Below are 13,246 nucleotides of genomic sequence, written 5' to 3'. Positions count from 1 at the left end.
GTTTAAATTAAATTGCGGTTTCCAGAAAGGAGGTGATCCAGCCGCACCTTCCGATACGGCTACCTTGTTACGACTTCACCCCAGTCACGAACCCTGCCGTGGTAATCGCCCTCCTTGCGGTTAGGCTAACTACTTCTGGCAGAACCCGCTCCCATGGTGTGACGGGCGGTGTGTACAAGACCCGGGAACGTATTCACCGTGACATTCTGATCCACGATTACTAGCGATTCCGACTTCACGCAGTCGAGTTGCAGACTGCGATCCGGACTACGACTGGTTTTATGGGATTAGCTCCCCCTCGCGGGTTGGCAACCCTTTGTACCAGCCATTGTATGACGTGTGTAGCCCCACCTATAAGGGCCATGAGGACTTGACGTCATCCCCACCTTCCTCCGGTTTGTCACCGGCAGTCTCATTAGAGTGCCCAACTAAATGTAGCAACTAATGACAAGGGTTGCGCTCGTTGCGGGACTTAACCCAACATCTCACGACACGAGCTGACGACAGCCATGCAGCACCTGTGTTACGGTTCTCTTTCGAGCACTAAGCCATCTCTGGCAAATTCCGTACATGTCAAAGGTGGGTAAGGTTTTTCGCGTTGCATCGAATTAAACCACATCATCCACCGCTTGTGCGGGTCCCCGTCAATTCCTTTGAGTTTCAACCTTGCGGCCGTACTCCCCAGGCGGTCAACTTCACGCGTTAGCTTCGTTACTGAGTCAGTGAAGACCCAACAACCAGTTGACATCGTTTAGGGCGTGGACTACCAGGGTATCTAATCCTGTTTGCTCCCCACGCTTTCGTGCATGAGCGTCAGTACAGGTCCAGGGGATTGCCTTCGCCATCGGTGTTCCTCCGCATATCTACGCATTTCACTGCTACACGCGGAATTCCATCCCCCTCTACCGTACTCTAGCTATGCAGTCACAGATGCAGTTCCCAGGTTGAGCCCGGGGATTTCACAACTGTCTTACATAACCGCCTGCGCACGCTTTACGCCCAGTAATTCCGATTAACGCTTGCACCCTACGTATTACCGCGGCTGCTGGCACGTAGTTAGCCGGTGCTTATTCTTACGGTACCGTCATGATCCCTCTTTATTAGAAAGAGACTTTTCGTTCCGTACAAAAGCAGTTTACAACCCGAAGGCCTTCATCCTGCACGCGGCATGGCTGGATCAGGCTTGCGCCCATTGTCCAAAATTCCCCACTGCTGCCTCCCGTAGGAGTCTGGGCCGTGTCTCAGTCCCAGTGTGGCTGGTCGTCCTCTCAGACCAGCTACAGATCGTTGGCTTGGTGAGCCTTTACCCCACCAACTACCTAATCTGCCATCGGCCGCTCCATTCGCGCAAGGTCTTGCGATCCCCTGCTTTCATCCGTAGATCTTATGCGGTATTAGCACAGCTTTCGCTGCGTTATCCCCCACGATTGGGCACGTTCCGATGTATTACTCACCCGTTCGCCACTCGCCACCAGGATTGCTCCCGTGCTGCCGTTCGACTTGCATGTGTAAGGCATGCCGCCAGCGTTCAATCTGAGCCAGGATCAAACTCTATAGTTCGATCTTGATTTGCGCCTGATCTCGCGATCAAGCAAAACTCACAAAAACGGAATTGAAGTGAACTTCACTTCTATTCTCATGAGCGTTTAAAGTCTTGCGACTTAGTTCCGAAGAACTTGGCAATTACCTTCAAACGCCCACGCTTATCGGCTGTATATTTTTAACGATCTCTTCGCGCCGCTCGACCTTTCGATCTTCTTGCGCCGTCCGCTGCGATCAGCGGAGCCTTCGATTATGACACAGTATTTAATACCCTGTCAAACCTGCGGGTCTTTCGACCTGCTTGCTCACCTCACACCACCCTCTCGAAGCACCCGCAGCCTTGGCTGCCTGGCACCCCTTGCAAACCTGACTTATCGTCTTGCCTGCCTCGGGCAGCTCGTTTTGAGCTGAGCCTTGAATTATGACACGAAATTTTCGTTTCGCGCAACTTCCAAGAAGTTTTTATTCAACTCTCAGCTGCCGGCCTTTCGATTCGAAGAATCCGACACCTCTTTTTGAGAGTCTCACACTTATATAGATAAAAAAGCCCAACCATTTCTGGCTGGGCTTTTTTGGGCTGTAAGAGCCTGACGATGACCTACTTTCACACGGGAACCCGCACTATCATCGGCGCGGAGGCGTTTCACTGTCCTGTTCGGGATGGGAAGGAGTGGGACCACCTCGCTATGGTCATCAGGCATAACTTGTTGTCTGACTGATCACACGATCAATCAAACGGATTCATAGAGTTTGGAATCAGCTTTTGGCGAATTATTTTGAATGCGTCAACTTGGCATAACACCTTGATCTGACTGATCAAAGTTATAGGGTCAAGCCGCACGAGCAATTAGTATCAGTTAGCTTAACGCATTACTGCGCTTCCACACCTGACCTATCAACGTCCTGGTCTTGAACGACTCTTTAGGGGGCTCAAGGCCCCGGCAGATCTCATCTTGAAACGAGTTTCCCGCTTAGATGCTTTCAGCGGTTATCTCTTCCACACTTAGCTACTCGGCAATGCCACTGGCGTGACAACCGATACACCAGAGGTGTGTCCACTCCGGTCCTCTCGTACTAGGAGCAGGCTTCCTCAAATCTGCAGCGCCCACGGAAGATAGGGACCAAACTGTCTCACGACGTTTTAAACCCAGCTCACGTACCTCTTTAAATGGCGAACAGCCATACCCTTGGGACCGGCTACAGCCCCAGGATGAGATGAGCCGACATCGAGGTGCCAAACACCGCCGTCGATATGAACTCTTGGGCGGTATCAGCCTGTTATCCCCAGAGTACCTTTTATCCGTTGAGCGATGGCCCTTCCATACAGAACCACCGGATCACTATGTCCTGCTTTCGCATCTGCTCGACTTGTCAGTCTCGCAGTTAAGCACGCTTATGCCATTGCACTATCGTCACGATGTCCGACCGTAACTAGCGTACCTTCGAACTCCTCCGTTACGCTTTGGGAGGAGACCGCCCCAGTCAAACTGCCTACCATGCACTGTCCCCAGCCCGGATAACGGGCCTAGGTTAGAACCTCAAACACACCAGGGTGGTATTTCAACGTTGGCTCCACCAGAACTAGCGTCCTGGCTTCAAAGCCTCCCACCTATCCTACACAGATCTGTTCAAAGTCCAATACAAAGCTACAGTAAAGGTTCATGGGGTCTTTCCGTCTTTCCGCGGGGAGATTGCATCATCACAAACATTTCAACTTCGCTGAGTCTCAGGAGGAGACAGTGTGGCCATCGTTACGCCATTCGTGCAGGTCGGAACTTACCCGACAAGGAATTTCGCTACCTTAGGACCGTTATAGTTACGGCCGCCGTTTACTGGGACTTCAATCAAGAGCTTGCACCCCATCATTTAATCTTCCAGCACCGGGCAGGCGTCACACCCTATACGTCCACTTTCGTGTTTGCAGAGTGCTGTGTTTTTAATAAACAGTCGCAGCCACCGATTTTTTGCAACCCGTTCATGCTTCGTTGTTCACTACACACTAATAGGGCACACCTTCTTCCGAAGTTACGGTGTCAATTTGCCGAGTTCCTTCTCCTGAGTTCTCTCAAGCGCCTTAGAATACTCATCTCGCGCACCAGTGTCGGTTTGCGGTACGGTCGTATATAGCTGAAGCTTAGTGGCTTTTCCTGGAACCTCGTTCAGTCACTTCGCGAGCAAGCTCGCTCGATCGTTGGCCTCGGTATATGTGCACCGGATTTGCCTAATGCACGCCTACATCCAACTAAACCGGGATATCCAACACCCGGATGACCTATTAAGATCCGTCCCCACATCGCACTATATATCGGTACAGGAATATTGACCTGTTTCCCATCAGCTACGCATCTCTGCCTCGCCTTAGGGGCCGACTCACTCTACGCCGATGAACGTTGCGTAGAAAACCTTGCGCTTACGGCGAGGGGGCTTTTCACCCCCTTTAACGCTACTCATGTCAGCATTCGCACTTCTGATACCTCCAGCACGCTTTACAACGCACCTTCACAGGCTTACAGAACGCTCTCCTACCACTTGCAATAAATTGCAAATCCGCAGCTTCGGTAACTGGCTTAGCCCCGTTACATCTTCCGCGCAGGACGACTCGATCAGTGAGCTATTACGCTTTCTTTAAATGATGGCTGCTTCTAAGCCAACATCCTGACTGTTTTAGCCTTCCCACTTCGTTTCCCACTTAGCCAATTTTAGGGACCTTAGCTGGCGGTCTGGGTTGTTTCCCTCTTGAGTCCGGACGTTAGCACCCGGTGCTCTGTCTCCCAAGCTGTACTCATCGGTATTCGGAGTTTGCCTTGGTTTGGTAAGTCGCCATGACCCCCTAGCCAAAACAGTGCTCTACCCCCGATGGTAATACTTGAGGCACTACCTAAATAGTTTTCGGAGAGAACCAGCTATTTCCAAGTTTGTTTAGCCTTTCACCCCTATCCACAGCTCATCCGCTAGTTTTGCAACACTAGTCGGTTCGGACCTCCAGTACCTGTTACGGCACCTTCATCCTGGCCATGGATAGATCACTTGGTTTCGGGTCTACACCCAGCGACTGAACGCCCTATTCGGACTCGATTTCTCTACGGCTTCCCTATTCGGTTAACCTTGCCACTGAATGTAAGTCGCTGACCCATTATACAAAAGGTACGCAGTCACCCCTTACGAGGCTCCTACTTTTTGTAAGCACGCGGTTTCAGGATCTATTTCACTCCCCTCCCGGGGTTCTTTTCGCCTTTCCCTCACGGTACTAGTTCACTATCGGTCGATGATGAGTATTTAGCCTTGGAGGATGGTCCCCCCATATTCAGACAGGATTACACGTGTCCCGCCCTACTTGTCGTTAGCTCAGTACCACACAGGTCATTTCACGTACGGGGCTATCACCCGCTATGGCCAGCCTTTCCAAGCTGTTCCGTTATGTCTTGTGCTATCACTAACAGGCTCTTCCGATTTCGCTCGCCACTACTTTCGGAATCTCGGTTGATGTCTTTTCCTCGAGCTACTGAGATGTTTCAGTTCACCCGGTTCGCCTCGCATGACTATGTATTCATCATGCGATACCTTTCGGTGGGTTTCCCCATTCGGAAATCTCCGGATCAAAGCTAATTTGCCAGCTCCCCGAAGCTTATCGCAGGCTATCACGTCCTTCGTCGCCTATCATCGCCAAGGCATCCACCACGTGCTCTTATTCACTTGACCCTATAACTTTGACTTCTCTCACGAGAATTCATCGTTTATCAAGGAATTGCCAGGTCTTTCACCTGGCGCGTTATGCCGCTTCAAATCGATTTGACTCGAAATTGAAGTTTCTTTTGACGCAATCAAAAATTCTATGTTGCTGATGGCACGGTCTGCACTAAACCTTTACGAATGTGCAGTTTCCATCAGCAACGCTGATTCGACTCTATGAATTTTTAAAGAACAGCCGATTGATCGAACAATCTCGATCAACAACAAAGAGGCCTCGCTGAACGCAAAGCCGCTTTGGTGTTGAATTTTTTTAAGTATCGATTGATTGGTGGAGGATGACGGGATCGAACCGACGACCCCCTGCTTGCAAAGCAGGTGCTCTCCCAGCTGAGCTAATCCCCCAAACTCTCACACGAGAAATCAGAAGATTTGGTGGGTCTAGTTGGGCTCGAACCAACGACCCCCGCCTTATCAAGACGGTGCTCTAACCAGCTGAGCTACAGACCCAATCGAAGATCAATGACGATCTCGACTTCTTCCAACAACCGATAAGTGTGGGCGTTTAAATTAAATTGCGGTTTCCAGAAAGGAGGTGATCCAGCCGCACCTTCCGATACGGCTACCTTGTTACGACTTCACCCCAGTCACGAACCCTGCCGTGGTAATCGCCCTCCTTGCGGTTAGGCTAACTACTTCTGGCAGAACCCGCTCCCATGGTGTGACGGGCGGTGTGTACAAGACCCGGGAACGTATTCACCGTGACATTCTGATCCACGATTACTAGCGATTCCGACTTCACGCAGTCGAGTTGCAGACTGCGATCCGGACTACGACTGGTTTTATGGGATTAGCTCCCCCTCGCGGGTTGGCAACCCTTTGTACCAGCCATTGTATGACGTGTGTAGCCCCACCTATAAGGGCCATGAGGACTTGACGTCATCCCCACCTTCCTCCGGTTTGTCACCGGCAGTCTCATTAGAGTGCCCAACTAAATGTAGCAACTAATGACAAGGGTTGCGCTCGTTGCGGGACTTAACCCAACATCTCACGACACGAGCTGACGACAGCCATGCAGCACCTGTGTTACGGTTCTCTTTCGAGCACTAAGCCATCTCTGGCAAATTCCGTACATGTCAAAGGTGGGTAAGGTTTTTCGCGTTGCATCGAATTAAACCACATCATCCACCGCTTGTGCGGGTCCCCGTCAATTCCTTTGAGTTTCAACCTTGCGGCCGTACTCCCCAGGCGGTCAACTTCACGCGTTAGCTTCGTTACTGAGTCAGTGAAGACCCAACAACCAGTTGACATCGTTTAGGGCGTGGACTACCAGGGTATCTAATCCTGTTTGCTCCCCACGCTTTCGTGCATGAGCGTCAGTACAGGTCCAGGGGATTGCCTTCGCCATCGGTGTTCCTCCGCATATCTACGCATTTCACTGCTACACGCGGAATTCCATCCCCCTCTACCGTACTCTAGCTATGCAGTCACAGATGCAGTTCCCAGGTTGAGCCCGGGGATTTCACAACTGTCTTACATAACCGCCTGCGCACGCTTTACGCCCAGTAATTCCGATTAACGCTTGCACCCTACGTATTACCGCGGCTGCTGGCACGTAGTTAGCCGGTGCTTATTCTTACGGTACCGTCATGATCCCTCTTTATTAGAAAGAGACTTTTCGTTCCGTACAAAAGCAGTTTACAACCCGAAGGCCTTCATCCTGCACGCGGCATGGCTGGATCAGGCTTGCGCCCATTGTCCAAAATTCCCCACTGCTGCCTCCCGTAGGAGTCTGGGCCGTGTCTCAGTCCCAGTGTGGCTGGTCGTCCTCTCAGACCAGCTACAGATCGTTGGCTTGGTGAGCCTTTACCCCACCAACTACCTAATCTGCCATCGGCCGCTCCATTCGCGCAAGGTCTTGCGATCCCCTGCTTTCATCCGTAGATCTTATGCGGTATTAGCACAGCTTTCGCTGCGTTATCCCCCACGATTGGGCACGTTCCGATGTATTACTCACCCGTTCGCCACTCGCCACCAGGATTGCTCCCGTGCTGCCGTTCGACTTGCATGTGTAAGGCATGCCGCCAGCGTTCAATCTGAGCCAGGATCAAACTCTATAGTTCGATCTTGATTTGCGCCTGATCTCGCGATCAAGCAAAACTCACAAAAACGGAATTGAAGTGAACTTCACTTCTATTCTCATGAGCGTTTAAAGTCTTGCGACTTAGTTCCGAAGAACTTGGCAATTACCTTCAAACGCCCACGCTTATCGGCTGTATATTTTTAACGATCTCTTCGCGCCGCTCGACCTTTCGATCTTCTTGCGCCGTCCGCTGCGATCAGCGGAGCCTTCGATTATGACACAGTATTTAATACCCTGTCAAACCTGCGGGTCTTTCGACCTGCTTGCTCACCTCACACCACCCTCTCGAAGCACCCGCAGCCTTGGCTGCCTGGCACCCCTTGCAAACCTGACTTATCGTCTTGCCTGCCTCGGGCAGCTCGTTTTGAGCTGAGCCTTGAATTATGACACGAAATTTTCGTTTCGCGCAACTTCCAAGAAGTTTTTTCGGTTCGTTGCATCAACCTTAATTGGTCAAATCGGGAATCTGCGCATTGCACTGAATCCCGCTGCAATCAGTTCACTTGTTGTGTACTGCCGAGCCCACGATTCTATGCCAGTTTTTGGGCCCTGGGAAAGTACCTATGAACATTTTTTTGCGGCGGCCGCTGACACGCCGTTCGAACACGACTGGGCAGGATGCCGGGGCACGCTTTGGATAATCCCGGCCCATGGCTTTACTTACCTTACTAGATGCCCAGCTGGCCTACGGCCACGTTGCACTGCTCGATCATGCGGAGTTCTCCCTTCAGTCGGCGGAGCGTGTGGGCCTCATCGGCCGCAATGGCGCCGGCAAATCCTCCCTCCTCAAGATCCTGGGGGGACTGGAGACCCCGGACGATGGCACCCTGCAGTTCCAGCAGGGCGTGCGCGTCGCCTACGTGGCGCAAGAACCCCTCCTGGATCCTGAAGCCACTGTCTTCACTTCCGTGAGCGAGGGCCTCGCCCATGTGATCGCCTCCCGGGACAAGTACCTGAATGCCCCTGAGGGCGCCGACCTGAACGCCCTGCAGGCAGAGATCGAGGCTTTCGACGCCTGGAACTGGGAGCAGCGGGTCGAGGAGGCGCTGGACCGCCTCCATCTGAATGCCGACGCCATCGTCGGCTCCCTCTCGGGCGGCACCCGCAAGCGGGTCGCCCTGGCGCAAGCGCTGGTGACGGCGCCCGACGTGCTTTTATTGGATGAGCCCACCAACCACCTGGACCTCGACTCCATCGAATGGCTGGAGCAGTTGCTGATCGACTTCAAGGGCAGCGTGGTCACCATCACCCACGACCGCACCTTCCTGGACCGTGTCGCCACCCGCATCGTGGAGCTGGACCGGGGGCTGCTGCGCTCCTACCCCGGCAACTTCGCCCAGTACCAGCTGCAGAAGGAAGAGCAGCTGGCCCAGGAGCAGGTGATCAATGCCAAGGCCGACAAGCTGCTGGCCCAGGAGGAAGTGTGGATCCGCAAGGGCGTGGAAGCCCGTCGCACCCGCAGCCAGAGCCGCATCGGCCGCCTGGAAGCCCTGCGCCAGCGTCGCGTCAGCCGCCGGGAGTCCCTGGGCAGCGTCAACATGGATGTGGCCTCCGGCCTGCCCAGCGGCAAGATCGTGGCCGAGCTGACCGAAGCGACCAAGGCATTTGGCGAGAAGGTCGTGGTGCGCCAGTTCAGCGCCACCATCCTGCGCGGGGACAAGGTGGGCCTGATCGGACCCAACGGCGCCGGCAAGACCACGTTGCTCAAGCTGATCCTGGGCGAGCTGGAGCCCGACACCGGCAAGGTGCGCCGCGGCGCCAACCTGCAGGTGGCCTATTTCGACCAGATGCGCGACGCCCTCGACCTGGATGCCACGCTGGAGGACTTCATCAGCCCCGGCAGCGAATGGATCGAGATCGGCAAGCAGCGCAAGCATGTGAAGAGCTACCTGTCGGACTTCCTCTTCTCGCCCGCCCGCGCCACCTCCCCCGTGCGCTCGCTCAGCGGCGGCGAGCGCAACCGCCTGCTGCTGGCCCGCCTGTTCGCCCGGCCGGCCAACGTGCTGGTGCTGGACGAGCCCACCAACGACCTGGACATCGACACCCTCGAGCTGCTGGAAGACCTGCTGCAGAACTACGACGGCACCGTGTTCCTGGTGAGCCACGACCGCACCTTCCTGGACAACGTGGTCACCAGCACCATCGCCTTCGAGGGCGAGGGCCGCTGGCGCGAGTACGAAGGCGGGGTGCAGGACTGGCTGACGCAGTCGCAGCGCTCGCGCGAGTTCGCGGCCCAGCGCGCACCCGCGCCCAAGCCGGTGGCGCCCTCTCCCGTGGCACCGCCCGCCGCCCAGACAGCCGTCGCCCGCCGCAAGCTCAGCTACAAGGATCAGCGCGAGCTCGAGGCGCTGCCCGGCCTCATCGCCCAGCTGGAAGAAGAGCAGAAGCAGATCTCCGAGACCCTGGCCCAGGACGGCGGCGCCATCTATATGAACGAGGCGGGACGTGCCGCCGAGCTGGGAGAGCGCCACGCCCGCATCGATGACGAGCTGATGGCCGCCCTCGAGCGCTGGGAGGAACTCGGCAGCGCCACCCGATAACCGCCCGGCGACCACGCCAAAGCATTCACAACCCACCAGAAGATGCCCTCCATGAACGTCCCGTTAGCGCTCCCCCTGCCTTCCCTCCGGTTTTCGGGCCGCCGCTGGCTTGCACTGGCAACGGCGCTCATCCTGTTCGTGGGCGGCTGCGCGGAGCTGCCGGCACAGGTTGAACGACCGGTCTCCAAGGCCTTCGCAAACCCGGAAAGCACCGATCTGGGCGCGCTCACCCAGTCGGCACGGCGTGGCGCGGGCGCCGGCGAGGTCTCGGGCTACCTGCTGCTGGCCGGCGCGCAGGACGCCTATGCCGCCCGCCTGGCGCTGGTGCGCGCGGCGCAGAAGACGCTGGACCTGCAGTACTACGCCATCCACGCCGACGCCAGCTCCGGCCAGTTGCTGCGGGCCGTGCACGAGGCGGCGGGGCGCGGCGTGAAAGTGCGCATCCTGCTGGACGACTTGCACAGCACCGGCCGCAATGCCTCGGTGATGCGCCTGGCCTTCGAGCCGAACATCGAGATGCGCATGTTCAACCCGCTGGCGGGCTCGCGCAGCTCGGTCGCCGCCCGCATGCTCAACGCCGTGGACGACGCCGGCCAGCTGCAGCAGCGCATGCACAACAAGCTCTTCCTGGCCGACAACGCGATGGGCGTGACCGGCGGACGCAACCTGGGCGATGCCTATTTCGGCGCCGGCACGGACGCCAACTTCGTCGACGTCGACGTGCTGGCCGCCGGGCCGATCGTGAAGGACCTGTCGCGCAGCTTCGACGACTACTGGAACAACCAGCTCGCCTACCCAGTGCAGTCCCTGGTCTCGCGCGAGGAAATCGACAAGATCCGCGCCGACGCGAAACGCGAGCGGGAGGACGAAGAGAAGGCCGGCAAGGACAAGCCCCCGGCTCCCGACGACACGCCGATGGACCTGCGCAAGGTCCGCTTCGTCTGGGCGCCGGCGGTCATGCTGGCGGACAAGCCCGGCAAGATCCCGGCCGGCAGCGGTGGCCAGACCGGCAGCGCGGCCCAGCCGGGGCTGGTGGTGCGCGGCAGCGGCAATACCGCCGGCCCGATCAAGGCGGCGGCCAGCGACGATGACAGCGTGGTCGACGGCCTGCTGAGCCTGTTCGACCGTGCGCGCACGGAACTCAACATCGTCTCGCCCTATTTCGTGCCGGGCACCGACATGAAACGGGCACTGGCCGCTGCCCGCGCGCGCGGCGTGAAGGTACGGGTGCTGACGAACTCGCTGGCGTCCAACGACGCGGTCGCCGCTCACGCGGGCTATGCACGGCATCGAGAGGAGTTGCTGGCGATGGGCGTGGAGCTCCACGAAATGCGCAGCGACCCCGAGGCGGCGGCGGCCATGAGCAAGTCGGGAAGCGGCAGCGGGATGTCGGGCTCCTCAAGCGGCGCCGGCAAGTCTTCCAGCCCCTTCGGCAGCTCCGGCAGCTCCGGCAGTTCGGCGGTCGGCGGCGCCTCGCGCTCCATGCTGCATTCCAAGCTGCTCACCATCGACGGGCGGCTGATCGTCATCGGCTCGATGAACCTGGACCTGCGCTCGCAGCTGCAGAACACCGAGATCGCGCTGCTGATCCGCAGCGACGAGCTGGCGCGCCAGGCCAACGAGCGCATCGAGGCCAGCTTTCGCACCGGCTCATGGCGCGTGGAGAAAGTGGACGGCAAGCTGGTCTGGCGCGCGCCGGAGGGCAGCGGTCTGAAGGACAGCAGCACCGAGCCGCAGACCACCTTCAAGCAACGCATGATGGTGCGGGTGATCGGGCCGCTCGCGCCCGACCGCCTGCTCTAGGCGCCTGGGCGGCAGACGCAGCGTCGGCTTCAGCCGCCCGGTCTTCTAGCGCAGCTCGTCGCGCACCCGCGCGAAGGTCTTCCAGAAGGCCGCGTCCTGCGCGGTGGCGAAGTTCACCCGCATCAGGGTGCTGGGCGGGCGGCGCGCATGGAAGAGCGAGCCCGGCGCGATGAGGAAGCCCTCGTCCAGCATGCGCTGGGTCATGGCGTCGGTGTCAATGCCGGTCTCCACCCAGCCGAACAGGCCCGCGGGCTCGGCCGCGAAGGAGCAGCCGGCCGCCAGCGCCAGCTTGACGGTGCGGGCACGCGCCGCATCCAGCCGCGCGCGGATGCGCTCGCAATGCCGGCGCAGCTGCCCCTGGTCGATGCACCAGGCCAGCGCCCGTTCGAAGATGGCGGGCGTGGTGAGCGTGGCCATCAGCTTGGTTTCCAGCAGGCGCCCGAACACCTGCGGCGGCGCGGCCATGAAGCCGATGCGCCAGTTGGGCGCCAGGATCTTGGCGAAACCGCCGACGTAGATCGTGCGCTGCAAACCGTCCATGGCGCTCAGGCGCGTGGCGTGGTCCGGCGCCAGGTGGCTGTAGGTATCGTCCTCGACGATGTGGAAGTCGTGCTGGTTGGCCAGTTGCAGCACCCGGTGCGCGCTGCCCGGCGTGAGGCTGTAGCCGGTGGGGTTGTGCAGCACGCTGACACTCACGAAGAGCTTGGGGCGGTGGCCCTCGCCGGCCTCGCAGTAGCGCGCCATTACCTCCAGGTCCGGCCCGTCGGCGCGGCGGGGCACCGGCAGGATGCGCATGCCCAGCGATTCCAGCCGCGCGAACTCGATGGCCCAGCCCGGCTCCTCCACCATCACCGGGTCGCCGGGCCGCAGCAGCGTGCGGCTGACGATGTCCAGCGCATGCGTGGCGCCCACGGTGGTGATGATCTGGTCGGGCCCTGCCGGGACGTTGATGCCCATGAGCTTCTGCGACAGGCTCTGGCGCAGCGCCAGGTCGCCGGCCGGGTCGCCGTACTGCAGCGACAGTTCCTGCAGCATCGGCCCGCTGGTGACGCGGCGCACCGCGGCCGGCATGAAGGTCGATTCCATCCAGTCGGGCGGGAACACGCCCATGCCCGGCTGCGGCTTGTCGCTCTGGCGGTGGAACATGCCGCGGATGAGGGAGCTGGCATCGGCCGCCACCGGCGCCGCAGGCATGCCGCCGGCGCGCGGGACGGTGGCCGCTGCGGCCTGCGGCGGCGCGACGTCGCGCACGAAGAAGCCGCGTTGCCGACGTGCCTCCACCAGGCCCTGGGCCAGCAGCTGGTCGTAAGCTGCCACCACGGTGTGCGGGCTCACGCCCTGCTGGCGGGCGCATTCGCGCACCGAAGGCAGCCGTGCGCCCGGCGGCAGCAGGCGCGTGCGGATGCGCTCGGCGAAGCGGGCGGAAAGCTGGTCGGTGAGCGATAGGCCGGAGGTGCGGGTCAGCATGGCGCCAATCTGTGTCTAGCGGAGAACCGATACAGCTCGGGACGTTGTGTGCCCGTCTGTACTG

3 protein-coding genes, 2 tRNA genes and 4 rRNA genes are annotated in these 13,246 nt (G+C 58.5%); 2 read left to right on the top strand and 7 right to left on the bottom strand.

The features are described 5' to 3' along the window. Nucleotides 1-25: 25 nt before the first annotated feature. From BM345_RS24625 to BM345_RS24600, 6 genes are all read right to left on the bottom strand, one after another. A 16S ribosomal RNA gene (locus BM345_RS24625) occupies nt 26-1,560 on the bottom strand. A gap of 567 nt (nt 1,561-2,127) precedes the next feature. Next, nucleotides 2,128-2,240: ribosomal RNA gene (gene rrf / locus BM345_RS24620) — 5S ribosomal RNA — on the bottom strand. Between the two features lie 128 nt (nt 2,241-2,368). Continuing rightward, nucleotides 2,369-5,241 (bottom strand): 23S ribosomal RNA (locus BM345_RS24615). Nucleotides 5,242-5,558: 317 nt separating this feature from the next. Further along, nucleotides 5,559-5,634: transfer RNA gene (locus tag BM345_RS24610), tRNA-Ala, on the bottom strand. Between the two features lie 28 nt (nt 5,635-5,662). Next, nucleotides 5,663-5,739: transfer RNA gene (locus BM345_RS24605), tRNA-Ile, on the bottom strand. A 78-nt stretch (nt 5,740-5,817) separates the two neighbouring features. Continuing rightward, nucleotides 5,818-7,352, bottom strand: a 16S ribosomal RNA gene (locus BM345_RS24600). The 16S, 23S and 5S rRNA genes sit together here with 2 tRNA genes alongside, the layout of an rRNA operon. Nucleotides 7,353-8,022: 670 nt before the next feature. On the opposite strand from BM345_RS24600, the gene BM345_RS24595 reads away from it, so the two are divergent. Both BM345_RS24595 and BM345_RS24590 read left to right on the top strand, forming a co-directional pair. Next, nucleotides 8,023-9,912 (top strand): ATP-binding cassette domain-containing protein, encoded by a 1,890-nt coding sequence (locus tag BM345_RS24595; protein ID WP_093384995.1) that lies wholly within the window; start codon nt 8,023-8,025, stop codon nt 9,910-9,912. Between the two features lie 51 nt (nt 9,913-9,963). Continuing rightward, nucleotides 9,964-11,715, top strand: coding sequence for a phospholipase D family protein (locus BM345_RS24590; protein WP_093384992.1), 1,752 nt, complete (start codon nt 9,964-9,966; stop codon nt 11,713-11,715). A gap of 45 nt (nt 11,716-11,760) precedes the next feature. Here the strand turns inward: BM345_RS24590 and BM345_RS24585 are convergent, their stop codons facing one another. Beyond that, nucleotides 11,761-13,182 (bottom strand): aminotransferase-like domain-containing protein, encoded by a 1,422-nt coding sequence (locus tag BM345_RS24585; RefSeq protein WP_093384989.1) that lies wholly within the window; start codon nt 13,180-13,182, stop codon nt 11,761-11,763. Between the last annotated feature and the right edge of the window lie 64 nt (nt 13,183-13,246).

This window comes from Variovorax sp. OV329, assembly GCF_900114785.1.
GTDB lineage: Bacteria > Pseudomonadota > Gammaproteobacteria > Burkholderiales > Burkholderiaceae_C > Variovorax.
This window is presented reverse-complemented; position numbering and strand designations above follow the sequence as displayed.

What these genes read in the sequence shown, in the direction of transcription:
- BM345_RS24595 (WP_093384995.1), top strand. Translation starts at nt 8,023, where the DNA reads ATGGCTTTACTTACCTTACTAGATGCCCAGCTGGCCTACGGCCACGTT.
- BM345_RS24590 (WP_093384992.1), top strand. Translation starts at nt 9,964, where the DNA reads ATGAACGTCCCGTTAGCGCTCCCCCTGCCTTCCCTCCGGTTTTCGGGC.
- BM345_RS24585 (WP_093384989.1), bottom strand. Translation starts at nt 13,182, where the DNA reads ATGCTGACCCGCACCTCCGGCCTATCGCTCACCGACCAGCTTTCCGCC.